At 70.1% G+C, this 26,589-nt stretch carries 21 protein-coding genes; 9 read left to right on the top strand and 12 right to left on the bottom strand.

All coding sequences use genetic code 11. The features are described 5' to 3' along the window. Positions 1 to 120 precede the first annotated feature (120 nt). From EV691_RS13925 to EV691_RS13895, 7 genes are all read left to right on the top strand, one after another. Positions 121 to 1,305, top strand: coding sequence for a thiolase family protein (locus tag EV691_RS13925; protein ID WP_131297489.1), 1,185 nt, complete (start codon positions 121 to 123; stop codon positions 1,303 to 1,305). Between the two features lie 252 nt (positions 1,306 to 1,557). After that, on the top strand, positions 1,558 to 3,093 hold the full coding sequence (locus EV691_RS13920; protein WP_131297488.1) for a sigma-54-dependent transcriptional regulator: 1,536 nt from the start codon (positions 1,558 to 1,560) through the stop codon (positions 3,091 to 3,093). Positions 3,094 to 3,450: 357 nt separating this feature from the next. Further along, entirely contained in the window at positions 3,451 to 6,315 is a 2,865-nt protein-coding gene (gcvP, locus tag EV691_RS13915) for an aminomethyl-transferring glycine dehydrogenase (RefSeq protein WP_131297487.1), read from the top strand. A gap of 123 nt (positions 6,316 to 6,438) precedes the next feature. Then, a complete protein-coding gene (locus EV691_RS13910; protein ID WP_131297486.1) occupies positions 6,439 to 7,815 on the top strand; it encodes an L-serine ammonia-lyase in 1,377 nt (458 codons plus the stop codon). A gap of 92 nt (positions 7,816 to 7,907) precedes the next feature. Continuing rightward, on the top strand, positions 7,908 to 9,032 hold the full coding sequence (gene gcvT / locus EV691_RS13905) for a glycine cleavage system aminomethyltransferase GcvT (protein WP_131297485.1): 1,125 nt from the start codon (positions 7,908 to 7,910) through the stop codon (positions 9,030 to 9,032). A 273-nt stretch (positions 9,033 to 9,305) separates the two neighbouring features. Next, the gene (locus EV691_RS13900) at positions 9,306 to 9,764 is read left to right on the top strand and encodes a (2Fe-2S)-binding protein (RefSeq protein WP_131297484.1); all 459 of its coding nucleotides are present in this window, start codon (positions 9,306 to 9,308) and stop codon (positions 9,762 to 9,764) included. 11 nt (positions 9,765 to 9,775) lie between these two features. Continuing rightward, entirely contained in the window at positions 9,776 to 12,025 is a 2,250-nt protein-coding gene (locus EV691_RS13895) for a xanthine dehydrogenase family protein molybdopterin-binding subunit (protein WP_131297483.1), read from the top strand. 77 nt (positions 12,026 to 12,102) lie between these two features. Here the strand turns inward: EV691_RS13895 and EV691_RS13890 are convergent, their stop codons facing one another. The 10 genes from EV691_RS13890 to EV691_RS13845 form a co-directional block, all read right to left on the bottom strand. Continuing rightward, positions 12,103 to 12,309, bottom strand: coding sequence for a hypothetical protein (locus tag EV691_RS13890; protein ID WP_131297482.1), 207 nt, complete (start codon positions 12,307 to 12,309; stop codon positions 12,103 to 12,105). Positions 12,310 to 12,465: 156 nt separating this feature from the next. Next, entirely contained in the window at positions 12,466 to 13,182 is a 717-nt protein-coding gene (locus EV691_RS13885; RefSeq protein WP_131297481.1) for an ABC transporter ATP-binding protein, read from the bottom strand. Beyond that, positions 13,179 to 14,054: an ABC transporter ATP-binding protein gene (locus EV691_RS13880; protein WP_131297480.1), complete on the bottom strand. Its 876-nt coding sequence runs from the start codon at positions 14,052 to 14,054 to the stop codon at positions 13,179 to 13,181. The genes EV691_RS13885 and EV691_RS13880 overlap by 4 nt, the downstream gene beginning before the upstream one ends. Then, positions 14,051 to 15,328 (bottom strand): high-affinity branched-chain amino acid ABC transporter permease LivM, encoded by a 1,278-nt coding sequence (livM, locus tag EV691_RS13875; protein WP_131297525.1) that lies wholly within the window; start codon positions 15,326 to 15,328, stop codon positions 14,051 to 14,053. Before livM ends, EV691_RS13880 begins: the two co-directional genes overlap by 4 nt. 2 nt (positions 15,329 to 15,330) lie before the next feature. Next, complete coding sequence (locus EV691_RS13870; RefSeq protein WP_039804243.1) at positions 15,331 to 16,245, bottom strand: ABC transporter permease subunit; 915 nt, start codon at positions 16,243 to 16,245, stop codon at positions 15,331 to 15,333. A 150-nt stretch (positions 16,246 to 16,395) separates the two neighbouring features. Further along, a complete protein-coding gene (locus EV691_RS13865) occupies positions 16,396 to 17,511 on the bottom strand; it encodes a branched-chain amino acid ABC transporter substrate-binding protein (protein WP_131297479.1) in 1,116 nt (371 codons plus the stop codon). Between the two features lie 227 nt (positions 17,512 to 17,738). Continuing rightward, the gene (gene hutG, locus EV691_RS13860) at positions 17,739 to 18,548 is read right to left on the bottom strand and encodes an N-formylglutamate deformylase (protein WP_131297478.1); all 810 of its coding nucleotides are present in this window, start codon (positions 18,546 to 18,548) and stop codon (positions 17,739 to 17,741) included. Next, positions 18,541 to 19,752 (bottom strand): imidazolonepropionase, encoded by a 1,212-nt coding sequence (gene hutI / locus EV691_RS13855; protein WP_131297477.1) that lies wholly within the window; start codon positions 19,750 to 19,752, stop codon positions 18,541 to 18,543. Before hutI ends, hutG begins: the two co-directional genes overlap by 8 nt. Before the next feature lie 122 nt (positions 19,753 to 19,874). Next, on the bottom strand, positions 19,875 to 21,554 hold the full coding sequence (gene hutU / locus EV691_RS13850; protein ID WP_131297476.1) for a urocanate hydratase: 1,680 nt from the start codon (positions 21,552 to 21,554) through the stop codon (positions 19,875 to 19,877). Positions 21,555 to 21,605: 51 nt separating this feature from the next. After that, positions 21,606 to 22,799 carry a PAS domain-containing protein gene (locus EV691_RS13845; RefSeq protein WP_131297475.1) on the bottom strand — a complete coding sequence of 398 codons (1,194 nt, stop codon included), beginning with the start codon at positions 22,797 to 22,799 and terminating at the stop codon, positions 21,606 to 21,608. Between the two features lie 122 nt (positions 22,800 to 22,921). Here EV691_RS13845 and bufB point away from each other — a divergent pair, with 122 nt between their 5' ends. Beyond that, entirely contained in the window at positions 22,922 to 23,767 is an 846-nt protein-coding gene (gene bufB, locus EV691_RS13840) for an MNIO family bufferin maturase (RefSeq protein WP_131297474.1), read from the top strand. Further along, complete coding sequence (locus tag EV691_RS13835) at positions 23,751 to 24,524, top strand: HvfC/BufC N-terminal domain-containing protein (RefSeq protein ID WP_131297473.1); 774 nt, start codon at positions 23,751 to 23,753, stop codon at positions 24,522 to 24,524. The genes bufB and EV691_RS13835 overlap by 17 nt, the downstream gene beginning before the upstream one ends. Here the strand turns inward: EV691_RS13835 and EV691_RS13830 are convergent. Then, positions 24,511 to 25,584 carry a sensor histidine kinase gene (locus EV691_RS13830; protein ID WP_131297472.1) on the bottom strand — a complete coding sequence of 358 codons (1,074 nt, stop codon included), beginning with the start codon at positions 25,582 to 25,584 and terminating at the stop codon, positions 24,511 to 24,513. The two genes, EV691_RS13835 and EV691_RS13830, sit on opposite strands and share 14 nt — an antisense overlap. A gap of 269 nt (positions 25,585 to 25,853) precedes the next feature. Further along, complete coding sequence (locus tag EV691_RS13825) at positions 25,854 to 26,561, bottom strand: response regulator transcription factor (RefSeq protein WP_089168150.1); 708 nt, start codon at positions 26,559 to 26,561, stop codon at positions 25,854 to 25,856. Positions 26,562 to 26,589 lie beyond the last annotated feature (28 nt).

Here is a 26,589-nt window from a genome sequence, read left to right as displayed (position 1 = left end):
CGTCCCCCGCGGCGCCTTCGCACCGGTGTATCCAGGGCCCGCACCCTTGCCCTGAGCACGACGGGTGCGGCGATCTCCAGAGGCAGTTCTTCAACTCAGTCAGCAGGCAGGAGAACCATCATGAGCAAGATCGACGTTGTGCTGTGCAACCCCGTACGTACCGCGATTGGCACCTTTGATGGTGCGCTCAAGAATGTGCCGGCGCCGGACCTGGGCGCCACGGCGATTCGCGAGAGCCTGGCACGTTCCGGCCTCGCCGCCGACAAGGTCGAGTCCCTGGTCATGGGCAACGTGATCCAGGCCGGCGTGAAAATGAATCCGGCCCGCCAGGCCGGCATCGCGGCAGGCCTGCCGGTGGAGCTGCCCGCCCTCACCGTCAACCGCGTCTGCGGCTCGGGGGCCCAGGCCATCGCCAGTGCGGCGCTGGAAATCTGGTCGGGCCTGACCCACTGCGCCATTGCCGGCGGCATGGAGAACATGGATCAGGCGCCCTACCTGATGCCCCAGGGCCGCTGGGGCGCCCGGCTGGGCGATGTCACCATGCACGACAGCATGCTCTGCGACGGGCTGAACGACGCATTCAGCGGCCAGCATTCCGGCTGGCATACCGAAGATCTGGTCAGCCGCTGCGGCATCTCGCGTGACGATCAGGACCGCTGGGCCCTGCGCTCCCAGCAGCGCTTTGCCCAGGCCCAGGCGGCGGGGCTGTTCGAGGCTGAAATCGCTACCGTCGAAGTGCCCGGCCGCAAGGGTCCGACCCTGTTCGCCAGGGATGAGCACAACCGCCCGGAGACCACAGTCGAGTCGCTGGCCAGGCTCAAGCCGGCGTTTCGTCAGGACGGCACCCTCACCGCCGGCAATGCGCCGGGACTCAATAGCGGTGCGGCCGCCATGCTGGTGGCCGAGCGTGGCTGGGCGGAGCGCAATGGCCTGGTTCCCATGGCGCGGCTGGTCAGCCATGGCGTGGGCGCGGTCGAGCCGGGCCTGTTCGGCCTGGGACCGGTGCCCGCGGTACGCCAGGCGCTGACCCGGGCGGGCTGGTCGGTGGCGGATGTGGAGCGGGTCGAGATCAACGAAGCCTTCGCGGCGATTGCCCTGGCTTGTCTTCGCGAACTCGGTTTTGCCGAGGAGAGAGTCAACGTTGAAGGTGGCGCCATTGCCCATGGCCACCCGATCGGTGCGAGCGGCGCGGTGCTGACCACCCGTCTGCTGCATGCCATGCAGCGCAGCGGTGAACGGCGGGGCATCGTGACGCTGTGCATTGGCGGTGGACAGGGCATCGCGCTCGCGCTGGAAATGCTGTGATCTGGATGGGTCGAGGCGCGCCCTCCTCGCGGATCGCGGCGTGGTCGAAGCCGTAGACATCGCCGAACCACACCGGGCCGCCTTCGGCCATGCCGCCATAGGCAAGGGCTGGAGTCGGGCTGCGGGCGGAAAAGCTCCTCCTTGCACAGCATCGCCATTCGCGGCAGCGTTTTCCCACCGCGCAGTGCAATTCGACGCGGGTGCGGCGCTGGCCACATACTTGATCCCCCGTCAGCAGCCCGCCCCCCGTTTATGCGCATCCACGTCACCTTCATCGACCGCGTCGGCATCACCCAGGAAGTGCTCGCCCTGCTCGGCGGGCGCAATCTCAACCTGGACGCCGTGGAGATGGTCCCGCCGAACGTCTACATCGACGCGCCGACGCTCAGCGCCGAGGTGCTCGAGGAACTGCGCGGCGCCCTGTTCAAGGTGCGCGGGGTGCAGGCGGTGGAGGTGGTCGACATCCTTCCCGGCCAGCGGCGCAGCCTGCAGCTGTACGCCCTGCTCGCCGCCATGCCCGACCCGCTGCTGGCGGTGGACGGCAGCGGCCGGGTGCTGCTGGCCAACCCGGCACTGATCGAGCTGGCCGGCCGCGACCCCGGCGGCGAGTCCCTCGGCGAGCTGTTCGCCGCCCCGGAGCTGCACGACGAGCTGCTGGCGCAGGGCCTGCGCCTGTCGATGCGCGAGGTCACCCTGAACGGCCGGACCCTGCTGCTGGACGCCATACCGATCGGCGAAGGCACCGGGCAGGGAACGGGCCAGCTGGCCGGCGCCCTGCTCACCCTGTACGCGCCCAACCGCCTTGGCGAGCGCCTGGCCGCCCTGCACCACGAACAGGCCGAGGGCTTCGACGCCCTGCTCGGCGACTCGCCGGCGATCCGCACCCTCAAGGCCCGCGCCCAGCGGGTGGCGGTGCTCGACGCGCCGCTGCTGATCCAGGGCGAGACCGGCACCGGCAAGGAGCTGGTGGCGCGCGCCTGCCATGCGGTCAGCGCGCGGCGCAATGCGCCCTTCCTGGCCCTCAACTGCGCGGCCCTGCCGGAGAACCTCGCCGAGAGCGAGCTGTTCGGCTATGCCCCCGGCGCCTTCACCGGCGCCCAGCGCGGCGGCAAGCCCGGCCTGCTGGAGCTGGCCCACCAGGGCACGGTGTTCCTCGACGAGATCGGCGAGATGTCGCCCTACCTGCAGGCCAAGCTGCTGCGCTTTCTCAGCGACGGCAGCTTCCGGCGCATCGGCGGCGAGCGCGAGATCAAGGTGGACGTGCGCATCCTCAGCGCGACCCACCGCAACCTGGAACAGATGGTCGGCGAGGGCCGTTTCCGCGAGGACCTGTTCTACCGGCTCAACGTGCTCAACCTGGCCGTGCCGCCGCTGCGCGAGCGCAGCGAGGACATCCTGCCGCTGGCCCGGCACTTCCTGCAGCAGGCCTGCGCGCAGATCCGCCGCCCGCCCTGCCGCCTGGCGCCGGACACCTATCCGGCGCTGCTGGCCAACCGCTGGCCGGGCAACGTGCGCCAGCTGCAGAACGTGATCTTCCGCGCCGCGGCGATCAGCGAGGGCAGTCTGGTGGAGATCGGCGACCTGGACATCGCCGGCACCGCCGTGGCGCCACGGGCCGACGAGATCGGCAGCCTCGGCGCGGCCGTGGAGAACTTCGAGCGCGGCATCCTGGAAAGGCTCTACGCCAGCTATCCCTCCAGCCGCCTGCTGGCCGCCCGCCTGCAGACCTCGCACACCGCCATCGCCAAGCGCCTGCGCAAGTACGGGATTCCCGGCAGCGAACGGTAGAAGCCCGCGTGCTGGCGATCCAGCGCCGCGCAATAGCATCACCAGCACGCTGGCTCCCACCCGAGATGCACGACGCCGGCCCGTCTGTAAGCAAATCGATACAGTGGAATGCATTCGCAACAGCAACGGCTGCCGCCCGCCAGCTCAGGGATTGGCACCAAAGCGCCAGCCTTCCCGTAACGATTTCGTTCCAAAAAATTCTACAAGCGCTTTCAGTAAACAGCATAAACAATTGATTTATAATGAATTTTTAAAAACTGGCATTCGCCTTGCTCAGGGCGAGCAACCGCTCGTCATCCTGCACGAGCCCTCAATCCCTCGCCCGCCTCGCTGCGGGCGAACCTTCAGGATTCACCGATGACCGATCGCCGCGCCCTCAGCACCACCAACGAATTCATCGCCCGCCATCTCGGCCCGCGCGAGGCGGATATCGCCGCCATGCTCGGCCAGCTCGGCTACGCCTCCCTGGACGCCCTGGGCGAGCGGGTGATCCCGGAGAGCATCAAGGGCAGCAGCGTGCTGGATTCCGGCGACGGTCTGGGCGAAGCCGAAGCGCTGGCCCGGCTCAAGGCCATCGCCGCGCAGAACCAGCAGTTCGCCAGCTTCATCGGCCAGGGCTACTACGGCACCCACACCCCGGCGCCGATCCTGCGCAACCTCCTGGAAAACCCGGCCTGGTACACCGCCTACACGCCCTACCAGCCGGAAATCTCCCAGGGTCGCCTGGAGGCCCTGCTGAACTTCCAGACCCTGATCAGCGACCTCACCGGCCTGCCGATCGCCAACGCCTCCCTGCTCGACGAGGGCAGCGCCGCCGCCGAGGCGATGACCTTCTGCAAGCGCCTGTCGAAGAACAAGACCGCCCGCGCCTTCTTCGCCTCCCGCCACTGCCTGCCGCAGACCCTCGACGTGCTGCGCACCCGCGCCGAGCCGCTGGGCATCGAGGTGGTGGTCGGCGACGAGCGCGAGCTCAGCGACGCCAGCCCCTACTTCGGCGCCCTGCTGCAGTACCCGGCCTGCGACGGCGAGGTATTCGACTACCGCGCCGAGGTCGAGCGCTTCCACGCCGCCGGCGCCCTGGTGGCGGTGGCCGCCGACCTGCTGGCGCTGACCCTGCTCACCCCGCCCGGCGAATTCGGCGCCGACGTGGCCCTCGGCAGCACCCAGCGCTTCGGCGTGCCGCTGGGCTTCGGCGGCCCGCACGCGGCCTACTTCGCCACCCGCGACGCCTTCAAGCGCGACATGCCCGGCCGCCTGGTCGGCCTGTCGGTCGACCGCCACGGCCAGCCGGCGCTGCGCCTGGCGATCCAGACCCGCGAGCAGCACATCCGCCGCGAGAAGGCCACCAGCAACATCTGCACCGCCCAGGTGCTGCTGGCCAACATCGCCAGCATGTTCGCCGTCTACCACGGTCCCGAGGGCCTCAAGGCCATCGCCCGGCGCGTGCACGGCCTGACCGCGATCCTCGCCCGCGGCCTGATCCAGCTGGGCCAGCGCATCGAGCAGGAGCACTTCTTCGACACCCTGAGCGTCGCCAGCGGCGCGCGCACCGCCGAGCTGCACGAGCGGGCCCGTGCCCAGGGCATCAACCTGCGCGAGATCGACGCCGGCCGTCTCGGCCTGTCCCTCGACGAAACCACCACCGCAGAGCAGGTCGAGGCGCTGTGGGCGATCTTCGCCGGCGAAGGCCAGGCCCTGCCGGACTTCGCCGCGCTGGCCGCCGGCGTCGGCGAGCGCCTGCCGCCGGCGCTGCTGCGCACCTCGGCGTTCCTCCAGCAGCCGGTGTTCAACCGCTACCACTCGGAAACCGAGCTGATGCGCTACCTGCGCCGGCTGGCGGACAAGGACCTGGCGCTGGACCGCAGCATGATCCCGCTGGGCTCCTGCACCATGAAGCTCAACGCCGCCAGCGAGATGATTCCGATCACCTGGGCCGAGTTCGGCAACCTGCACCCCTTCGCCCCGGCCGAACAGAGCCAGGGCTATGCCCGGCTGACCGCCGACATCGAGCGCATGCTCTGCGCCGCCACCGGCTACGACGCCGTGTCGCTGCAGCCCAACGCCGGCTCCCAGGGCGAGTACGCGGGCCTGCTGGCGATCCGCGCCTGGCACGCCAGCCGCGGCGAAGGCCAGCGCGACGTCTGCCTGATCCCCGCCTCGGCCCACGGCACCAACCCGGCGACCGCCAGCATGGCCGGCCTGCGCGTGGTGGTGGTGGCCTGCGACGCCCAGGGCAACGTCGACATCGACGACCTGCGCGCCAAGGCCGAGCAGCACGGCGCGCAACTGGCCGCGCTGATGATCACCTACCCCTCGACCCACGGCGTGTTCGAGGCAGGCGTGCGCGAGATCTGCGAGCTGGTCCACCAACACGGCGGCCAGGTGTACATCGACGGCGCCAACATGAACGCCATGGTCGGCCTGTGCGCGCCGGGCAAGTTCGGCGGCGACGTCTCGCACCTCAACCTGCACAAGACCTTCGCCATTCCCCACGGCGGTGGCGGCCCGGGCGTCGGCCCGATCGCGGTCAAGTCCCACCTGGCGCCCTTCCTGCCCGGCCACGGCCAGCTCGAGCGCCGCGAAGGCGCGGTCTGCTCGGCGCCGTTCGGCAGCGCCAGCATCCTGCCGATCACCTGGATGTACGTCAGCATGATGGGCGGCGCCGGCCTGCGCCGGGCCTCGCTGCTGGCGATCCTCAATGCCAACTACATCGCCAGCCGCCTGAAGGAACACTACCCGGTGCTCTACACCGGCGAAGGCGGCCTGGTCGCCCACGAATGCATCCTCGACCTGCGCCCGCTCAAGGACAGCAGCGGCATCAGCGTCGACGACGTGGCCAAGCGCCTGATCGACTTCGGCTTCCACGCGCCGACCATGTCCTTCCCGGTCCCCGGCACGCTGATGATCGAGCCGACCGAAAGCGAGTCGAAAGAGGAGCTGGACCGCTTCTGCGACGCCATGATCGCCATCCGCGAGGAAATCCGCGCGGTGGAAAGCGGCGCGCTGGACAAGGACGACAACCCGCTGAAGAACGCGCCGCACACCGCGGCCGAGCTGGTCGGCGAGTGGCGCCACCCGTACAGCCGCGAGCAGGCGGTGTACCCGGTCGCCAGCCTGGTCGAGGGCAAGTACTGGCCGCCGGTGGCGCGGGTCGACAACGTCTACGGCGACCGCAACCTGGTCTGCGCCTGCCCTGCGCCGGAGGCCTACCGGGACGCCTGACGACACGCCCGCTCCCGGCCAGGAAAGATGCCGACCTGTGCGTCATCTTTCCGGTCTATATAAGAACAACAAGGCCATCTTGCCGGGAGCCCGCCCGTCGGCTCCCGGCGCCGGAGTTCCATCATGTCCCTCAGCGTTTTCGACCTGTTCAAGATCGGCATCGGACCTTCCAGTTCGCACACCGTCGGCCCCATGCGCGCCGCGACGCGCTTCGTCGAGGAGCTGCGCCGCGACAACCTGCTGGCTGCCACCGCGCGCGTCAAGGTGGAGCTGTACGGCTCGCTCGGCGCCACCGGCAAGGGGCACGGCAGCGACAAGGCAGTGCTGCTCGGCCTGGAGGGCGAACACCCGGAGCGGGTCGACACCGACCGCATTCCCGAGCGCCTGGCGACGATCCGCGCCAGCAGCGAGCTGCGGCTGCTCGGCGACAAGCCGATCCGCTTCGTCGAGAAGGACGACCTGGCACTGATCCGCAAGGCGCTGCCCTACCATCCCAACGGCATGATCTTCCGCGCCTTCGACGCCGCCGGCCTGCAGATCCGCAGCCGCGAGTACTACTCGGTGGGCGGCGGCTTCGTGGTCGACGCCGACACCGCCAGCGCCGGCCGCCTCAAGGAGGAATGCCGGCCGCTGCCCTACCCGTTCAGGAGCGCCGCCAAGCTGCTGGCGCTGTGCGCCGAGCAGGACCTGTCGATCAGCGCGCTGATGCGCGTCAACGAGATGGTCTGGCGCCCGGACAGCCATACCCGCGCCGGCCTGCAGCGCCTCTGGCAGGTGATGCAGGAGTGCGTCGAGGCCGGCTGCCGTAGCGAGGGCGTGCTGCCCGGAGGGCTGCAGGTCAACCGCCGCGCCGCCGCGCTGTACCGCCAGCTGAACCGCACCCCCGAGGGCAGCCGGAGCGATCCGCTGTGGGTGCTCGACTGGGTCAACCTCTACGCCCTGGCGGTGAACGAGGAGAACGCCAGCGGCGGCCGCGTGGTGACCGCGCCGACCAACGGCGCCGCCGGCATCGTCCCGGCGGTGCTGCACTACTACATGCGCTTCGTCCCCCGCGCCAGCCTGGAGGGCGTCGAGCGCTTCCTGCTCACCGCCGGCGCTATCGGCATTCTCTACAAGGAGAACGCCTCGATCTCCGGCGCCGAGGTCGGCTGCCAGGGCGAGGTCGGCGTGGCCTGCTCGATGGCCGCCGGCGCGCTCTGCGAAGTGCTCGGCGGCACCCCGCAGCAGGTCGAGAACGCCGCCGAGATCGGCATGGAACACAACCTCGGCCTGACCTGCGACCCGGTCGGCGGGCTGGTCCAGATACCGTGCATCGAGCGCAACGCCATGGGCGCGGTGAAGGCGATCAACGCCGCGCGCATGGCCCTGCGCGGCGACGGCCGGCACTTCATCTCGCTGGACAAGGTGATCGCCACCATGCGCCAGACCGGCGCCGACATGAAGAGCAAGTACAAGGAAACCGCCCGCGGCGGACTGGCGGTGAACATCATCGAATGCTGAGCGGCGTCCTCGCCGCCTCGGCCTGCCCCCACGAGAGCGAGCCTGCCCGCGAGCCGGCTCGCCCCTACCCCATCGACCTTTGGAGTTCCTGCATGACCACGGAAACCCTCGCCACAACCCCGCTGCACGCCCTGCACCTCGAACTGGGCGCGCGCATGGTGCCCTTCGCCGGCTACGACATGCCGGTGCAATACCCGCTGGGCGTGCTCAAGGAGCACCTGCACAGCCGCGACCAGGCCGGGCTGTTCGACGTCTCGCACATGGGCCAGATCATTCTGCGCGGCGCCGATGCCGCCGCGGCCCTGGAGACCCTGGTGCCGGTGGACATCGTCGACCTGCCGGTGGGCCTGCAGCGCTACGCGCTGTTCACCGACGACAACGGCGGCATCCTCGACGACCTGATGGTCGCCAACCTGGGCGGCGAGCGCCTGTTCCTGGTGGTCAACGCCGCCTGCAAGGAGCAGGACCTGGCCCACCTGCAAAAGCATATCGGCGAGCGCTGCCAGATCGAATCGCTGTTCGAGTCGCGCGCCCTGCTCGCCCTGCAGGGCGTCAAGGCGGTCGACGTGCTGGCGCGCCTGGCGCCGGAAGTGGCGAAGATGACCTTCATGCACATCGCCGAGGTCGAGCTGCTCGGCAGCCCGTGCATCGTCAGCCGCTCCGGCTACACCGGCGAGGACGGCTTCGAGATCTCCGTGCCGGTCGAGCATGCCGACAAGCTCGCCCACGCCCTGCTCGCCGAACCGGAAGTCCAGCCGATCGGCCTCGGCGCCCGCGACTCGCTGCGCCTGGAAGCCGGCCTGTGCCTGTACGGCCACGACATGAGCAGCGCCACCACGCCGGTCGAGGCCAGCCTGCTGTGGGCCGTCTCCAAGGTGCGCCGCGAAGGTGGCGCGCGCGCCGGCGGCTTCCCCGGCGCGGCGCGGATCTTCGCCCAGCAGCAGGAAGGCGTGGCCAGCAAGCGCGTCGGCCTGCTGCCGCAGGAGCGCACGCCGGTGCGCGAAGGCGCGGAGATCGTCGATGCCGAAGGCGCGACCATCGGCAAGGTCACCAGCGGCGGCTTCGGCCCGAGCCTGGGCGCGCCGCTGGCCATGGGCTACGTCGCCAGCGGCCATGCCGCCGAAGGCAGCGAGGTCTGGGCCATCGTCCGCGGCAAGCGCGTGCCGATGAAGGTCGCCAGGACCCCGTTCGTGCCGCAGCGCTACTACCGCGGCTGAGCCCTGCCGCCCCTCTTCCGTCCGCGGCAGAGGGGCCGATTCGCCCACCATGGCGCCCGCCAGGCCGGCCGACTTCCCGGCTGGCCGCGAAGATCGCACGACCGCCACTCTTGCCGGTCCGGTACAACGCCCCGATCGCGATGCAATATCATCGGCTGGGCGCCTGCCTGATGCCCGAACGTTGCCCTCGCACTTCATGCTGCGGCCCACGCATCAGCCGCCTACTCTTGAGACAGCCAAGCTCCACACCCGCGACATGAGGTGAATCTTCCGATGATCAAGCTGAACCTGAACGGCAAGGACCATGAGTTCGATGCACCCGGGGACATGCCGCTGCTCTGGGCCCTGCGCGATGTCGCCGGGCTGACCGGGACCAAGTACGGCTGCGGCATGGCGCTGTGCGGCGCCTGCACCGTGCATGTCGACGGGCAGCCGACGCACGCCTGCGTGACGCCTCTGTCGGCGGTGGCCGGCAAGCAGGTGGTCACCATCGAGGCGATCGCCGCACAACCCGCCGGCAAGGCGGTACAGGAGGCCTGGCGCAAGCTCGACGTGGTGCAGTGCGGCTACTGCCAGTCGGGGCAGATCATGGCCGCCAGCGCACTGCTGTCCGCCAACAGGCATCCCAGCGATGCCGATATCGACACGGCCATGAGCGGCAACCTCTGCCGCTGCGCCACCTATGTACGCATCCGCGCGGCGATCCACGAAGCCGCACGGAGCCTGGCCTGAGGAGCATCGCCATGGCAGAGCTGCAACTCCCGAACGAAACGGTTGCCGGCGAAGACAGCGGCATCCGCAACTTCAGCCGCCGCGCCTTTCTGCGCGGCACGGGCGGCCTGGCGCTGGGCATCTACTTCGCGCCGCTGCTCGGGCGCCGGGGCCTGGCCGAAGCGGCCGGCGATGATTTCGAGCCGAACGCCTTCCTGCGCATCGGCTCCGACGGCGTGGTCACGGTGATCGCCAAGCACGTCGAAATGGGCCAGGGCAGCTACACCGGCCTCGCCACCCTGATCGCCGAGGAACTGGATGCGGACTGGCGCCGCATGCGTGTCGAGGGCGCCCCGGCGAACACCGCGCTGTACAAGAACCTGGCCTTCGGCCTGCAGGGGACCGGCGGCAGCAGCGCCATCGCCAACTCCTTCGAGCAGATGCGCAAGGCCGGCGCCAGCGCCCGCGCCATGCTGGTGGCCGCCGCCGCCGAGCAATGGCAGGTGCCGGCGGAGCAGATCGGCGTGCGCCAGGGCGTGGTCGAGCACGCCGCCTCGGGCCGCAGGGCCGGCTTCGGCGAACTGGCCGAGGCCGCGGCCAGGCAACCGCTGCCCGCCGACGTGCGGCTCAAGGACCCGAAGGATTTCAGGCTCATCGGCCAGCAGAAGCTGCCGCGCACCGACAGCCCGGACAAGACCGACGGCAGCGCGCTGTTCACCCAGGACATCCGCCTGCCGGACATGCTGGTGGCCGTCCCCGCCCATCCGCCGCGCTTCGGCGCCACGCCGTCGAAGATCGAGGCGAGCAAGGCCAGGGCGGTGCCGGGCGTGGTCGCGGTGGTCGAGTATCCCGGCGACGAGCGCCGTTTCGCCGGCGTCGCCGTGCTGGCCACCAATACCTGGGCGGCGATCCGGGGGCGCGACGCGCTGCAGGTGGAATGGGACGAGAGCAAGGCCTTCCGCCTCGGCAGCGCGGAGATCCTCGCCCAGTACCGGGAGCTGGCCGGCCAACCCGGCACTGTCGCGCGCAACGATGGCGACGCCGGCAGCGCGCTGGAGCAGGCGACCAGGCGCATCGACGCCGAGTTCGAGTTCCCCTATCTCGCCCACGCCGCCATGGAGCCGCTGAACTGCGTGGTCAGGCTGGACGAGGGGCACTGCGAAATCTGGAACGGCGAGCAGTGGCAGTCCGGCGACCAGCAACTGGTGGCGCAGTTGCTGGGCATTCCCGTGGAGGCTGTGTCGATCACCCAGCTCTACGCCGGCGGCAGTTTCGGCCGGCGCGCCAACCCGCACTCGGATTACGTGCTGGAAGCGGTGTCCATCGCCAGGGCAGCCCGGGACCAGGGTGTGAAGGGGCCGGTGAAGATGGTCTGGACCCGCGACAACGACACCCGTGGCGGCTACTACCGCCCGTTGTTCCTGCACCGGGCCAGCCTGGGCCTGGACGGCGAAGGCAGGCTGATGGCCTGGCAGCATCGTCTGGTCGGACAGTCGTTCATGCAGGGCACCCCATTCGAATCCGTGATGCTCAAGGACGGCATCGACAAGGTGGCGGTAGAGGGCATCGACAATCTCGCCTACGCCGTCCCCAACCTGCACGTCGAGCTGCACCTGGCGCAGGGCATCGGCGTGCCGACCCAGTGGTGGCGCTCGGTGGGCCATACCCATACCGCCTATGCGACGGAGACGCTGATCGACGAAGCCGCCGTGGCGACCGGCAAGGACCCCTACCAGTACCGGCGGGCGCTGCTGGACAAGCACCCGCGCCACCTCGGCGTACTCGACCTGGTGGCGGAGAAGGCCGGCTGGAGCGCCGCGTTGCCGCCAGGGGCGCAGGGCGAGCGGCGCGGTCGCGGCATCGCGGTGCACGAGTCGTTCGGCAGCTTCGTGGCGCAGGTGGTGGAGGTGACGGTGAAGCCCGACCACAGCTACCGGGTGGACAGGGTCGTCTGTGCGGTGGACTGCGGCCTGGCGATCAACCCGGACGTGATCCGCGCGCAGATGGAAGGCGGCATCGGCTTCGCCCTGTCGGCGGCGATGCACAGCGCCATCACCTTGAAGGATGGCATGGTCGAGCAGTCGAACTTCCACGACTTCCAGGTGATCCGCTTCAACGAGATGCCGCAGGTCGAGGTGCACATCGTGCCCTCGGCGGTGGCCCCCACCGGCGTCGGCGAGCCGGGCGTGCCGCCGCTGGCGCCGGCGCTGGCCAATGCGCTGTTCGCTGCCAGCGGCAAGCGTATCCGCAGGCTGCCGATCGGCAATCAGCTGCAGGCATAGGGCGGCGGCACCCAGCATCCTCGCGCCGGCGGGGATGCCGGGCGATGCCCGCTCCGGGGCCGTCGCCAGCGACTCGCCTAATGGCGGATGCCCTGCCAGACCATGCCGGCCAGCGCCAGCACGGACATCCCCAGCCAGAAGTGAAATTCGATATCCATTCGCAGATCTCCGGGCAACGACATGCCCGACCTCCAATCCAAGCCAGCCACTATTTCATGGCCGGGATTTTCGAGCGCCCCCTCGTTCGAGGGGCAGGGCAATCGCATGAAGCGAAATGTCGGCATGCATACGCCCCTGTAGGAGCGGATTCATCCGCGACCGCCCCGCATGCGGGGCGTAGATGTTCAACGATTTGCCGCACCTATGGCGCGGGTCGCGAATGAATTCGCTCCTACACGTTCATGCGATTGCTCTGGTTCGAGGGGGAAGCCGACCTCCCCTCAATGCCCGCCCAGATAGGCGCTGCGCACTTCCGGGTTGCCCAGCAGCTCCTCTCCCGTCCCCGACAGGCGGATCTGCCCGTTGACCATCACGTAGCCGCGGTCGGAGAGCTTCAGCGCGTGGTTGGCGTTCTGCTCGACCAGGAACAGGGTCATGCCGCCGGCCGCCAGCTCGCGGAGGATCTGGAAGATCTGCTTGACCACGATGGGCGCCAGGCCCAGCGAGGGCTCGTCGAGCAGCAGCAGGCGCGGCCGGCTCATCAGCGCGCGGGCGATGGCGAGCATCTGCTGCTCGCCGCCGGAGAGGGTCATGGCGCGCTGGTTGCGCCGCTCCTCGAGGCGCGGGAACAGCTCGAACATGCGCCGCAGGTCCTCGTCGGCGTGCGCCATGCCGATGGGAATGGTGCCCATCAGCAGGTTCTCCTCCACGCTCATGTCGGGGAACACCCGGCGTCCTTCCGGCGACTGGGCCACGCCGCCGGAGGCGACGTGATGGGCCGACTTGTGGGTGATGTCCTCGCCGCGGTAGAGGATCTGCCCGCCGCTCGCCCGTGGCTGGCCGAAGATCGACATCAAAAGGCTCGACTTGCCCGCGCCGTTGGCGCCGATCAGGCTGACCGTCTCGCCCTCGTCGACATGCAGGCTGACCTGGCGCAGCGCCTGGATAGGCCCGTAGTGCAGGTCGACGTTGCGAAATTCCAGCAAGGGCACGCTCATGCCAGCTCCTCCTCGTCGGCGCCCAGGTAGGCGGCGATCACCTTGGGATCGTGGCGGATCGCCGCGGGCGGACCTTCGGCGATCAGCTCGCCGTGGTCGAGCACCAGGATGTGGTCGGAAATGCCCATCACCAGGCCCATGTCGTGCTCGATCAGCAGCACGGTGACTTCGTGCGTGTCGCGCAGGGTGCGGATGATCCGGCTGAGCGCGGCGGTTTCTGCCGGATTGAGGCCGGCGGCCGGCTCGTCCAGGCAGAGGAGCTGCGGCCGGGTGCACATGGCCCGGGCGATCTCCAGGCGGCGCTGCTGGCCGTAGGACAGCTCGCCGGCCAGGCGGTTGGCGCAGTCGGCCAGATCGACCACCTCCAGCCAGTAGAAGGCGTGCTCCAGGGCCTGCTCTTCGGCCCGCCGGAAGCCCCGGGTGTTGAGGATGCCGGCCAGCAGGTTGCGGTTGACCCACAGATGCTGGGCCACCAGCAGATTCTCCAGCACCGACATCTCGCGGAACAGCCGGATGTTCTGGAAGGTCCGCGCCAGCCCGGCGCGGTTGACCAGGTGGGTGCCGCCGAACAGCTTGTAGCGCAGGCGGCTGGCGAAGCGCCGCGGGTTGACGAAGTCGCCCGCGCGGAACGGCTCGCCGAGCACCTGCAGCACGTCGGTGCTGCGGCCGCGGGCATGCAGGCGAATGCTGCCGCCGGTGGCCCGGTAGAAGCCGGTCAGGCAGTTGAACACCGTGGTCTTGCCGGCGCCGTTGGGGCCGATCAGCGCGGTGATGGAGTGGCGCCTGACGCCCAGGCTGACGTCGTGCAGCGCGCGGATGCCGCCGAACTGCATGGACAGGTGCTCGACGCGGAGGATCTCGTCGCCGCTCATGGCGCCACCCCCGGACGCTGCGCGAAGCCGCGGCGGCTGATGCGGATCAGCCCGCGCGGCCGCCAGATCATCATCAGCACCATGAGCATGCCGAACAGCAGCACCCGGTAGTCGGCGAAGCTGCGCAGCAGCTCCGGTGCCACCGTCAGCACGAAGGCGGCGAGCACCACGCCCAGGGTCGAGCCCATGCCGCCGAGCACCACGATGGCGAGGATCAGCGCCGACTCGAAGAAAGTGAACGAGGTCGGGTTGACGAAGCCCTGGTAGCTGGCGAAGAACACCCCGGCCAGCCCCGCCGTCGAGGCGCCGAGCATGAACGCCGAGAGCTTGACCAGCACGTGGTTGAGGCCCATGGCGCGGCAGGCGATCTCGTCCTCGCGCAGCGCCTCCCAGGCCCGGCCGATCGGCATGCGGATCAGCCGGCCCTTGACGTAGAGGACCAGCAGCACGGTGAGCAGCAGCACCGCGTAGATGAACAGGAACTTGACGTTGGGGTCGTAGGCGATGCCGAAGAACTCGTGGAACGGCACCCCGCCATCCTTGGCCCGGCGGCCGAACTCCAGGCCGAGGAAGGTCGGCGCCGGCACCGACATGCCGTTCGGCCCGCCGGTGAGGGACAGCCAGTTGTTCAGCACCAGGCGGATGATCTCGCCGAAGCCCAGGGTGACGATGGCGAGATAGTCGCCGTGCATGCGCAGCACCGGAAAGCCGAGCAACGCCCCGGCCAGCGCCGCCGCCAGCGCAGCCAGCGGCAGCACGCTCCAGAAGCCGAGGCCGAGGTATTCGTAGCCGAGCGCCAGGCCGTAGGCGCCGATCGCGTAGAAGGCCACGTAGCCCAGGTCGAGCAGCCCGGCAAGGCCGACCACGATGTTCAGGCCGAGGCCGAGCAGCACGTAGATCAGGCCGAGGATGATCACGGTGAGCAGGTACTTGCTGGCGAAGAACGGAAAGATCAGCGCCGCCAGCAGCACCAGCGGGACGATCCAGCGCAGATGCGAGCGGTAGTCCGGCGCCAGCACCTGCACGCCGGCGCCGGAGCCCTCGAAACGCTGCATCCAGCCGCGGCCGCTGGCGCTGTGCAGGAACAGGCTGAGGAGGAAGCGGCCGAGCATCACCGTGCCGACGATCCAGGCGACGCGCGCGGGCTGCAGGTTGAAGCCGTAGCCGTCGAGCACCACGCCGACGATGGGGCCGAACACCACCAGGGCGACCAGCCCGGCGAGCACGCTGTCGAGCAGCGGCTGGCGGATATCCAGGGAAGAACGCTCGGGCATGTTCATACCTTCGTCACCTGGGGCCGGCCCAGGAGTCCTTGCGGTCGGAAGATCAGGATCAGCACCAGCAGCGAGAAGCTGAACACGTCCTTGTAGTCGGTGTTGACCATTCCGGAGAACTGCGCCTCGGCGACGCCGAGGATCAGGCCGCCGAGCATGGCGCCGGGCAGCGAGCCGATGCCGCCGAGCACCGCGGCGGTGAACGCCTTGATGCCGATGACGAAGCCGGCGTAGAAGTCGAAGGTGCCGTAGTTCAGGGTGATCAGCAGGCCGGCCAGCGCGGCCATGGCGGCGCCGATGACGAACACCCAGGAGATCACCCGGTCGGTGTCGATGCCGAGGATCTGCGCCATCTTGCGGTCCTGCTGGGTGGCCCGGCACATGCGCCCGAGCCGGGTGCAGTGGATCACCCAGGTCAGCGCGGCCATGCCGGCGAAGGCGGCGACCAGGATGAACACCTTGGTGTAGCTGATCTGCAGGAAGCCCTCGCCGACGTGGAAGCGGAAGGCGCCATCGAGCAGGGTCGGTATGCCCTGCTGGCGCGCGCCCTGGCTGAGCTGCACGTAGTTCTGCAGGATCAGCGAGATGCCGATGGCGCTGATCAGCGGCGCCAGGCGCGTGGAGTTGCGCAGCGGCCGGTAGGCGATGCGCTCGATCGTCCAGCCGTACAGGCCGGTGACGCAGACGGTGAACAGCAGCGTGCCGAAGATCAGCAGCGGAAAGGATTCGAGACCGAAGAACGCCAGCAGGGCCAGGCCGATGGCCGAGAGGTAGGCGCTGATCATGTACACCTCGCCGTGGGCGAAGTTGATCATGCCGATGATCCCGTAAACCATGGTGTAGCCGATGGCGATCAGGCCGTAGACCGACCCGAGGGTCAGCCCGTTGATCAGTTGTTGCAGGAAGATGCCGTCCATGCGTAAGTCTCGTCTATGGGCGGTTCATGGAGGGTTCGGCTGCACTGCGCCGCAGGGTGGAAAACCTGCGCAGCGGTTTTCCACCGGACCGCAGCTGGAAGGTGGAAAGGACCGGCGGTCGTTTTCCACCCTACCCGGCCTGGGCGGTCGTCACTTCTGGTGATACTTGCCCTGGTCGTCCCACTCGTAGATCACGTAGTCGCTGACCTTCAGGTCACCCTTGGCATCCCACTCCTTGGTGCCCATCACGGTCGCCACCGGATGGCTCTTCAGCCACTCGGCGGCCTTTTCCGAATCGGTCTTGCCGACCGCGTTGAAGGCCGCGGCCAGCGCCTGCAGCGAAGCGTAGGCGTACAGGGTGTAGCCCTCCGGCTCGTAACCGCCGGCGCGCAGCTTCTCGACCAGCGCCTGGCCGTCGGGGATCTTGCGCGGGTCGGCGCCGAAGGTCATGAAGGCGCCCTTGACGTACTGCGGGCCGCCGGCGGTGGTGACCAGCTCGTCGGTGACGACGCCGTCGCCGGAGACGAAGCTGGCGGTCAGGCCCTGCTCGCGCATCTGCCGCAGCAGCGGGCCGGCCTCGGTGTGCAGGCCGCCGAAGTAGACCACGTCGACGTTGGCGCCGCGCAGCTTGGTGACCAGCGCGTTGAAGTCCTTCTCGCCGCGGGTCAGGCCCTCGTAGAGCACCGCGGCGACGCCGCGCTTGCTCAGCTGGGCGCGCGCGGAGTCGGCGATGCCCTGGCCGTAGGTGTCCTTGTCGTGGATGACCGCCACCCGCTTGCCCTTCAGGGTGTCGACGATGAAGTCGGCGGCGACCTGGCCCTGCTGGTCGTCGCGGCCGCACATGCGGAACATGCCGGTCAGGCCGCGCTCGGTGACCTGCGGGTTGGTCGAGCCGGGGGTGATGGTGAGGATGCCCGCCTCGTCGTAGACCTCGGAGGCCGGGATGGTCGAGGAGGAACAGAAGTGGCCGATCACCGCGGCGACCTTGTCCTGGTCGACCAGGCGGTTGGCCACCGAGACGGCCTGCTTGGGTTCGCAGGCGTCGTCGCCCTTGACCAGCTTGATCGGCTCGCCGTTGATGCCGCCGGCGGCGTTGATGTCGGCCGCGGCCTGGCTAGCCCCGCGCCAGTACTGCTCGCCAAAGGCGGCATTCGGGCCGGTGTGCGGACCGGCGACGCCGATCAGGATGTCGGCCTGGGCCAGGGAGGACAGGCCCAGCGCGGCGGACACCGCGAAAGCCAGCATGCCTTTTCTCACCATCGTCATGAAGTGAAGCTCCTTGTTGTTGGAGGTATTGGGGAGTGACGTTTCGTTTCCAGCGAGACGTGCCGTCCGCTGCGTCCAGGCCCCGACGGTTGTCCTGCGGGGAAGTCCGGACAGTGGGTGCGCGAGGTGGAAAGGCACACTCGCATGAGGGGTATACGACTCACAGAGCGAGTTTAAACAATGGCTTACGTGCCGTCGACGGCGCGCCGTCGGCAGCGCGAAGCGCCTCACCGATCGCCTCGGCCCTGCTCCCGACCCCAGGCCAGCATAGCTTCCAGCAGCGCGCGCAGCACCACGCGGGTCGGCGCGGCGAGATCCTCGCGGTAGCGGAAGGGCTCGTCCTCCTCCATGTAGCGGCACTGGACCAGCTCCAGCTGCACAGCGTGGATGCCCTCCCCCGGCCGCCCGTAATGACGGGTGATGTAGCCGCCGGTGAAGCGCCCGTCGAGCACCCGGCTGTAGCCCTCGGCCGCCGCGCACACCGCCATCAGCCGCTCGGCCAGCTCCGCCGCGCAGCTGGCGCCGCAATGGGTGCCCAGGTTGAGGTCCGGCAGGCGGCCCTCGAACAGCCAGGGCACCTCGGAGCGGATCGAGTGGGCATCGAACAGCAGCGCGTAGCCGAATTCCGCCTTCAGCCGCGCCAGCTCCTGCGCCAGGGTGGCGTGGTAGGGCCTCCAGACCTGCTCAAGATAGCCGGCCCGCTGCGTGGCGTCCGGCTCCTGCCCCGGCAGGAACAGCGGCGTGCCGTCGAGAAAGGTCGCGGGAAACAGCCCGGTGCCCGGCACGGTGTACAGCAGGCTGTCGTCGGGCGGCCGGTTGAGGTCCACCACGTAGCGCGAATAGCGCCCCACCAGCAGGCTGACGCCCAGCCCGGCGGCGAACTCGTAGAGCCGCGGCAGGTAGCGGTCGGTGTCCGGCAGGCAGCGGGCGCGCGGCACCAGGGCGGCCTCGACCTCGGGCGTCAGGCGGGTGCCGGCGTGGGGAATGCTGATCAACAGCGGCACCCGGCCGCGGCTGAATTCGAGAACCTCATCCATGGGTGACCTCCAGTCCGTGGAACACGACCTGTCTGGGCAGCTCGCCGCCCAGCCAATAGGCCAGTTCGGCCGGGCGATGGATGTCCCAGGCGACGAAATCGGCGTACTTGCCGACTTCGAGACTGCCATGGCTGTCCACCAGACCGAGCGCGCGGGCCGCGTGCAGGGTGACGCCGGCCAGCGCTTCCTCCGGCGTCAGGCCGAACGACGTGCAGGCCATGGCCAGCATCAGGCGCAGCGACAGCACCGGCGCGGTGCCGGGGTTGAGGTCGCTGGCCACGGCCATCGGCACGCCGTGCCGGCGCAGCGCCTCGACCGGCGGCAACTGGCGCTCGCGCAGCAGGTAGAAGGCCGCCGGCAGCAGCACCGCCACCGTGCCCGCCGCCGCCAGGGCGGCGACGTCGGTCTCGCCGGCATACTCCAGGTGATCGGCGGACAGCGCCCGGTAACGCGCCGCGAGCTGCGCGCCGCCCTGCGCGGAAAGCTGCTCGGCGTGCAGCTTGACCGGCAGGCGCAGGGCGCTGGCGGCGCGGAACAGCCGCTCGACCTGCGCCGGCGAGAAGGCCAGATGCTCGCAGTAGGCATCCACCGCGTCCACCAGCCCCTCTTCGGCCAGCGCCGGCAGCAGCTCGTCGCAGACATGGGCGATGTAGTCGTCAGCACGCCCGGCGTATTCCGGCGGCACCGCATGGGCGGCCAGGCAGGTGGCGCGCACCGTCAGCGGCAGGCGCCCGGCGAGCTGGCGGGCGACGCGCAGCAGCTTGCGCTCGCCGGGCAGGTCGAGGCCGTAGCCGGACTTCACCTCCAGGCAGGTCACTCCGTCGCACAGCAACTGACGGGCGCGGCGCAGGGCGCTGTCCAGCAACTGCTCCTCGCTGGCCGCGCGGGTGGCGCGTACCGTGCTGGCGATGCCGCCGCCATGCGCGGCGATCTCGGCGTAGCTGGCGCCCTCCAGACGCAGCTCGAACTCGGCGCTGCGCTCGCCGGCGAACGCCAGATGGGTGTGGCAGTCGATCAGTCCCGGCGTGACCCAGGCGCCGCCGAGGTCGACGGCCTCGGCGGCGCCGGGCGGCAGGGCCTCGCGCGGGCCGATCCAGGCGATCCGCTCGCCGCGCACGACGATCGCGGCATCCTCGATCACCGAATAGTGCCCGCCCTTCATGGTGGCGGCGTGGCAGTGGTACCAGCAGCGGGTGTAGGTCATGGTCGGACGACTCTCCTTGATCGCCACCGCCACTCCCGCAGGAGCCAGCTTGCTGGCGATGCTTTTTCGCTGTCATGGATCGCCAGCAAGCTGGCCCCTGGCGCGCCTGCAGCAGGCCGGCATCAGGAATCCCCCAGCATCGGCAAGTTCAACCCCTGCTCGCGCGCGCAGGCGATGGCCTCCGGGTAGCCGGCGTCGGCATGGCGCATCACCCCGCTGGCCGGGTCGTTGTGCAGCACCCGGGCGATCCGCGCCGCCGCTTCGTCGCTGCCGTCGCAGACGATCGCCATGCCGGCATGTTGCGAGTAGCCCATGCCGACCCCGCCGCCGTGGTGCAGGGACACCCAGGTGGCGCCACTCGCGGTATTCAGCAGGGCGTTGAGCAGCGGCCAGTCGGACACCGCGTCCGAGCCGTCGCGCATGGCCTCGGTTTCGCGGTTGGGGCTGGCCACCGAGCCGGAGTCGAGATGGTCGCGGCCGATGACCACCGGCGCCTTGAGCTCGCCGCTTCTGACCATCTCGTTGAAGGCCAGGCCAAGCCTGGCGCGCTGGCCGAGGCCGACCCAGCAGATGCGTGCCGGCAGGCCCTGGAAACGGATGCGCTCGCGGGCCATGTCCAGCCAGCGGTGCAGGTGCGGATCGCCGGGGATCAGCTCCTTGACCCGGGCGTCGGTGCGATGGATGTCCTCGGCCTCCCCGGACAGCGCCACCCAGCGGAACGGGCCGATGCCGCGACAGAACAACGGGCGGATATAGGCCGGGACGAAGCCGGGAAAGGCGAAGGCGTTCTCCACCCCCTCGTCCAGGGCCATCTGGCGGATGTTGTTGCCGTAGTCGAACACCGGCACGCCCTGCGCGTGGAAGGCCAGCATGGCGCGCACGTGCCCGGCCATCGACTGTTTGGCCGCCTTGACGGTCGCGGCCGGCTCGCGGGCGGCGCGCTCGCGGTACTCGGCCCAGCTCCAGCCCCTGGGCAGGTAGCCGTTGAGCGGGTCGTGGGCGCTGGTCTGGTCGGTGAGCAGATCCGGGCGCACGCCGCGGCGCACCAGTTCCGGCAGCACCTCGGCGGCGTTGCCGAGCAGGCCGACCGACACCGCCCGGCCCTCGCCGGTGTAACGGGCGATGCGCGCCAGGGCGTCGTCCAGGTCGCGCGCCTGCTCGTCCAGATAGCCGGTGTGCAGGCGAAAATCGATGCGGCTCTGCTGGCACTCGACGAGCAGCGCGCAGGCCCCGGCCAGGGTCGCCGCCAGCGGCTGCGCGCCGCCCATGCCGCCCAGGCCGGCGCTGAGCAGCCAGCGCCCGCGCAGGTCGCCGGCATAATGCTGGCGGCCGGCCTCGACGAAGGTTTCATAGGTGCCCTGGACGATGCCCTGGCTGCCGATGTAGATCCAGCTGCCGGCGGTCATCTGCCCGTACATGGCCAGGCCTTTGGCGTCCAGCTCGTGGAAGTGTTCCCAGGTGGCCCAGTGCGGCACCAGGTTGGAATTGGCGAGCAGCACCCGCGGCGCGTCGCGGTGGGTGCGGAACACCCCCACCGGCTTGCCCGACTGGATCAGCAGGGTCTCGTCGTCCGCCAGGTTCTTCAGCGTCTCGACGATCCTGTCGAAGCACTCCCAGTTGCGCGCCGCCCGGCCGATGCCGCCGTAGACCACCAGCTCCTTCGGGTTCTCGGCCACCTCGGGGTCGAGGTTGTTCATCAACAGGCGCAGCGGCGCCTCGCAGAGCCAGCTCCTGGCGTTCAGCGCCGTGCCGCGCGGGGCGCGGATCTCGACGTCGCGGTACGGGTGGAAGGAGTCGCCCATGGGAACACCTCGCGCTACGGCCTGCCTCAAGCATAGCCGCCGCATCCGGGCTCAACCGAAACGCTGCGCCAGCGCCCCGGCCATGGCCTTGCGCTCCAGCTCGGCGGCGGCGCGGGCGGCGAACAGGCGGAACACCGCGTCGACCAGCATCCCGCCATCCATCGGCCGCCGGTCGAGGAAGGCCAGGTGGCCGAGCACGCCGCCGTCGCGGCCGAAGATCGGTATGCCGATATAGCTCTGGAAACCCTCCTCCACCGGGAACTTGCGGGCCAGGGCCGCCGGATGAAAGCAGGTCAGCCCGTCGCGGATCACCGCCTCGCAGGGCGTGCCGGGCAGGTCGTACTCCAGGTTGTCGAGGAAGCGGTCGTCGGACCAGAAGGCCAGGGTGCGCACCCGGGTCGGCGGCTGGTCGGCGCATTCGGTGATGAAGGCGCAGGACACCTCGAGGGCGCCGGCGAAGTGCTGCACCAGGCGCTGGAAGAAGTCCTCGCCGTAGGTGCCGGCGGTGCCCTCGACCACTTCCTCGAGGATGTGCTCGACCCGCTTGATCGGACTGACGTCGGTGTCCAGGCCGACCATCCGGTAGGCGCGGCCGTTGGCATGGCGCAGCGCGCAGCCGCGCGACAGCAGCCAGCGGTAGCGGCCGTCCCTGTGGCGGACGCGGTACTGGCACTCGTAGCGCGGCAGGGCGCCCTGCAGATGGGAATCCAGGGCGATCTCGACGGCGATCAGGTCCTGGGGGTGGACATGCTCGCGCCAGACCTCCAGGCGGTCGGGAAACTCCTCCTCGGCGTAGCCCAGCATGCTCTTCCAGCGCGCCGAGAGGACCAGCCGGCCGTTGTCCAGATCGCGCTCCCAGAGGCCGTCGCCAGCGCCGCGCAGGGCCAGGGCGAAGCGCTCCTCGCTGAGCTTGCAGGCCCGCTCGGCCTGCGCACAGCGTTCGCCGAGCCGCGCCAGTTCGGCCTGCTGCGCCTCCAGCCGCTCGTGCAGCGCACGCAGGCCGGCGGCGAGACGGGCGAAGTCGTCGCCGTCCGCCGCCGGCGCCTCGCAGCCGCGGACGAGCTCCGCCAGCGGCCGGCGGACCTGCCGGCGCAGCGCCAGCGCGAGCAGCGCCAGCCACAGCGCCAGCCCCACCGCGAGCAGGCCCGGCGCGGCCAGGCGCGGCCAGTCCGCCCAGGCCAGAACGGCCAGCAGGAGCAGCGCCCAGAGCGCCGCCGGCAGCAGGATTCGGCGTTCCAGGCTCATGTCCGCTCCTCCCGTGCCCGCTTGCTTCGCGCCGACGGAGAAAACCTTGATCCTTCCGTGACGCTTTCGTGATCCCCGCCGCGCAGACTGGATCGCAACCGCCACCGCCCCCAGGAGCGAGCATGATCCCCTCCAGCCCTCCCCCCCGCCTGCCGGCCCGCGCCGGGATCGGCCTGCGCGCCCCGCACTATCGCCAGCTGCTCGCCGAACTGCCGGATATCGGCTGGCTGGAAGTGCACAGCGAGAACTACTTCGGCGATGGCCAGCCGCTGCACTATCTGGAGCGCGCTCGCGGCCACTACCCGCTGAGCCTGCACGGCGTCGGCCTGTCGCTGGGCTCGGCGCAGCCTCTCGACCGCACCCACCTCGCCCGCCTCGCGGCGCTGGTGCGGCGCATCGAGCCGGCGCGGGTGTCCGAGCACCTGAGCTGGGGCGCGATCCCCGGCCGCCACCTCAACGACCTGCTGCCGCTGCCCTACACCGAGGAGGCGCTGGCGGTGGTCGCCGCCCATGTGCGCCAGGTGCAGGACAGGCTCGGCCGGCAGATCCTGGTCGAGAACATCTCCAGCTACCTGCGCTTTCGCCACTCCAGTCTCGGCGAGGCGCAGTTCCTCGCCGCCCTCGCCAGCGAAACCGGCTGCGGCGTGCTGCTCGACGTGAACAACCTCTACGTCAGCGCGATGAACCATGGCTTCGATCCCGCCGGCTTTCTCGCCGACATCCCGCCGGCGGCGGTGGGCGAGATCCATCTGGCCGGCTTCGACCGCGCCGGCGAGCTGCTCGTCGACACCCACGGCAGCCGCGTGGCACCGCCGGTGTGGGCACTGTACCGGCTCGCCCTGCGCCGCTTCGGGCGCCAGCCGACGCTGATCGAATGGGACACCGACATCCCGGAACTGGCCGTGCTGCTGGCCGAGGCGGCCACGGCGGAACGCTTGCTGGAGGTGCATGATGCTCTCCCTGCGTGAGCTGCAGGAGCTGTTCGCGGCGGCGCTGGACGCCCCGCAGGACGCGGCGTTGCTGCCGCTGCTGGTGGCCGACCGCATCGCCCCCGGGGAACGCCTGGCGGTGTACCGCAACAACGCCCGGCACAACGGCCGCGAGGCGCTGCGCGCGGTCTACCCGGTGCTGGAGCAACTGGTCGGCGCGGAGTTCTTCGCCGCGGCGGCGGAGCGCTACCGCCGCGCGCATCCCTCGACCAGCGGCGACATCCACGACTTCGGCCGGCACTTCGCGGACTTTCTCGCCGGCCTCGCCCCGGCCGCCGGCCTGCCCTACCTGCCGGACATGGCCCGGCTGGAATGGGCGATCCACGAGGTGTTCCACGCCGCCGCGCCGCCAGCCTTCCCCCTCGAACGGCTCGCCGCGGTCGAGGCCGCCGCCCAGGCGCGGCTGCGCTTCCGGGTCAGCCCGGCCTGCCGCCTGCTCGCCTCGCCCTGGCCGCTGCGGCGCCTGTGGCAGCTGCACCAGCCGGGGGTGGCCTGGGACGAGGGGTTCGACCTCGCTAGCGGCGGTGTCGCGCTGCTGGTGCGGCGCAGCGGCTTCGAGGTACTGCTCGACGCCCTGAAACCCGGCGAATACGCCCTGCTGCGCCGGCTCGCCGACGGCCAGCCGCTCGGCGCGGCGTTCGCCGCGCTGCAGCGCACGGCGCCGGCGCTCGATCTGGCGGCCTTTTTGCAACGTCATCTGCTCGCCTCCACCCTGGCCGATTTCAGCCTGCGCTGAGCTGTGGTGCGGCGACCGGCAGGCGCACGACGAAACAGGTCCCGGCACCGGGCCGACTCTCGGCGCGGATGCTGCCGCCATGCAGCTCGACGATGCGCCGGCAGATCGCCAGGCCGAGTCCGGCATGCCCGGCGTCGGCGGCCTCGCCGCGGTCGACGCGGTAGTAGCGGTCGAACACATGGGCCAGCTCCTCCGCCGCCATGCCCCGCCCGGTATCGCTGACCCGCAGCTCCACCGCCTCCCCCACGGTCGCCACCTCGACGCCGATCACGCCGCCCGCCGGGGTGTGGCGCATGGCGTTCTCGATGAGGTTCTCCAGCAGCCGTTCGAGCATGCCGATATCGGCCGGCACCGCCGGCACGTCCGGCGGGATCGTCGTCTGCAGCCGCAGCCCGGCGTTGCCCGCCTGCAGCTCGAACTTCTGCGCCACGTCCTGGGCCAGCTCGGCGATGGGGAACGGCTCCAGGTTCGGGCGGACCTCCCGCGCCTCCAGGCGGGTCAGCTCGAACAGGTCGCCGACCAGCTTGCCCAGCCGCTCGCAGTGACGGGTGGCGATCTGCAGGTAGCCATGGCGCTCCTCCGGGGCGAGGCTGTCGGCCTTGAGCAGCAGGGTTTCCAGATAGCCCTGCATCGACGCCAGCGGCGTGCGCAGGTCGTGGGAGACGTTGGCCAAGAGCTCGCGGCGGCACGCCTCGGCCCGCGCCTGGGCGTCGAGCTGGCCGGCGATGCGCTCCGACATCTCGACGCAGACCCGCGCCAGCCGGTCGATCTCGTCGCCGGCAGCGACAGGCACGGCAAGGCGCAGCGGCTCGACGAAGCCACCGTCGCGAAAGGCCTCGATGGCCGCGCAGAGCGCGCGCAGGCGTCGGGTCAGCAGGCGGAAGACGATCAGTGCCGCAAGCAGGCTGAAGGCCAGCGCGCCGAGGATCAGGTGGCTCGCCAGCTCCAGCAGGCGCTCGGTCTCCAGCATCCGCTCCGAAGCGAGGATCGTCAGCCCGCCGACCGCGACGAACACCCCCATCAGCACCGCCGCGAGCCTGCCGTAGAGGGACTGGAACATGGTTAGGGTCTGTTGACGTTTTGGCGTGAGCCGCGTTGCCGCGTCAAATGCCGCCAGGCAAGGCGCGGGGCGCCGGCAATGGTCACTTCCTTGCCAAGCCCCGCAACGCCGCATGGCGGCATTTGCCGCGCAACCCGAAGGGACGGGGCCCGTCTGGCGCAGCACGGCGTCGCTCGTCGTTCATTTGGAATGACCAAACTTCTCTCCTCGTTCCTTGTTCTGCGCCAGACGGGCCGCCGTCGCGGCCTACGTCAAAACGTCAACAGACCCTAGCTCCGGGGCGCGTCGCGAAAGCGGTAGCCCACCCCCCACACCGTCTGCACGTATTCGGGGCGGTTGGGATTGGCCTCGATCTTCGCCCGCAGGCGGTTGATGTGGGTGTTGACGGTGTGCTCGTAGCCGCTGTGGCTGTAGCCCCACACCTGGTCGAGCAGCTGGCTGCGGGAGAACACCCGCCCCGGATGCCGGGCGAAATGCAGCAGCAGGTCGAACTCGGTGGCGGTGAGCTCGACCGGCCGGCCGTCGAGGGCCACCTGGCGCCGCTCCACGTCGATGCGCAGCCCGCCGTTCTCGATCACCTGCCCGGCCTGCGCGGAACGGCTGGCCAGGCTGTCGACCCGACGGAACAGCGCCTTCACCCGCGCCACCAGCTCGAGCACGCTGAACGGCTTGGTGAGGTAGTCGTCGGCGCCCATCTCCAGGCCGAGCACCCGGTCGAGCTCCCCCGAGCGCGCGGTGAGCATGAGGATCGGCACATAGCCCGGCCGCGCCCGCAGGCGCCGGCAGATCTCCAGCCCGTCGATCCCCGGCAGCATCAGGTCGAGGATCACCAGGTCGTAATCCCGCGCCTGCGCCTCGGCCAGCCCGCTCGCTCCGTCGCCGGCAAGCCTGACCGCGCAGCCCAGATCGGCCAGCTGCAACTGCACCAGCCGGGCGATATCCGCATCGTCCTCGATGACCAGCACCTGTCGCGCCATGGCGGGCTCTCGCGCAAGCCAGCAGGGG

It is taken from the genome of Azotobacter chroococcum (assembly GCF_004339665.1).
Taxonomy (GTDB): Bacteria; Pseudomonadota; Gammaproteobacteria; order Pseudomonadales; family Pseudomonadaceae; genus Azotobacter; species Azotobacter chroococcum.
This window is presented reverse-complemented; position numbering and strand designations above follow the sequence as displayed.

Coding starts and splice junctions, on each gene's coding strand:
- EV691_RS13890 (WP_131297482.1), bottom strand. CDS start 12,309: ATGCCGACATTTCGCTTCATGCGATTGCCCTGCCCCTCGAACGAGGGG.
- EV691_RS13865 (WP_131297479.1), bottom strand. CDS start 17,511: ATGACGATGGTGAGAAAAGGCATGCTGGCTTTCGCGGTGTCCGCCGCG.
- bufB (WP_131297474.1), top strand. CDS start 22,922: ATGATCCCCTCCAGCCCTCCCCCCCGCCTGCCGGCCCGCGCCGGGATC.
- EV691_RS13870 (WP_039804243.1), bottom strand. CDS start 16,245: ATGGACGGCATCTTCCTGCAACAACTGATCAACGGGCTGACCCTCGGG.
- hutU (WP_131297476.1), bottom strand. CDS start 21,554: ATGGGCGACTCCTTCCACCCGTACCGCGACGTCGAGATCCGCGCCCCG.
- hutI (WP_131297477.1), bottom strand. CDS start 19,752: ATGACCTACACCCGCTGCTGGTACCACTGCCACGCCGCCACCATGAAG.
- livM (WP_131297525.1), bottom strand. CDS start 15,328: ATGCCCGAGCGTTCTTCCCTGGATATCCGCCAGCCGCTGCTCGACAGC.
- EV691_RS13845 (WP_131297475.1), bottom strand. CDS start 22,799: ATGAGCCTGGAACGCCGAATCCTGCTGCCGGCGGCGCTCTGGGCGCTG.
- EV691_RS13920 (WP_131297488.1), top strand. CDS start 1,558: ATGCGCATCCACGTCACCTTCATCGACCGCGTCGGCATCACCCAGGAA.
- EV691_RS13900 (WP_131297484.1), top strand. CDS start 9,306: ATGATCAAGCTGAACCTGAACGGCAAGGACCATGAGTTCGATGCACCC.
- EV691_RS13880 (WP_131297480.1), bottom strand. CDS start 14,054: ATGAGCGGCGACGAGATCCTCCGCGTCGAGCACCTGTCCATGCAGTTC.
- EV691_RS13830 (WP_131297472.1), bottom strand. CDS start 25,584: ATGTTCCAGTCCCTCTACGGCAGGCTCGCGGCGGTGCTGATGGGGGTG.
- EV691_RS13910 (WP_131297486.1), top strand. CDS start 6,439: ATGTCCCTCAGCGTTTTCGACCTGTTCAAGATCGGCATCGGACCTTCC.
- EV691_RS13895 (WP_131297483.1), top strand. CDS start 9,776: ATGGCAGAGCTGCAACTCCCGAACGAAACGGTTGCCGGCGAAGACAGC.
- EV691_RS13825 (WP_089168150.1), bottom strand. CDS start 26,561: ATGGCGCGACAGGTGCTGGTCATCGAGGACGATGCGGATATCGCCCGG.
- gcvP (WP_131297487.1), top strand. CDS start 3,451: ATGACCGATCGCCGCGCCCTCAGCACCACCAACGAATTCATCGCCCGC.
- EV691_RS13835 (WP_131297473.1), top strand. CDS start 23,751: ATGCTCTCCCTGCGTGAGCTGCAGGAGCTGTTCGCGGCGGCGCTGGAC.
- EV691_RS13885 (WP_131297481.1), bottom strand. CDS start 13,182: ATGAGCGTGCCCTTGCTGGAATTTCGCAACGTCGACCTGCACTACGGG.
- hutG (WP_131297478.1), bottom strand. CDS start 18,548: ATGGATGAGGTTCTCGAATTCAGCCGCGGCCGGGTGCCGCTGTTGATC.
- gcvT (WP_131297485.1), top strand. CDS start 7,908: ATGACCACGGAAACCCTCGCCACAACCCCGCTGCACGCCCTGCACCTC.
- EV691_RS13925 (WP_131297489.1), top strand. CDS start 121: ATGAGCAAGATCGACGTTGTGCTGTGCAACCCCGTACGTACCGCGATT.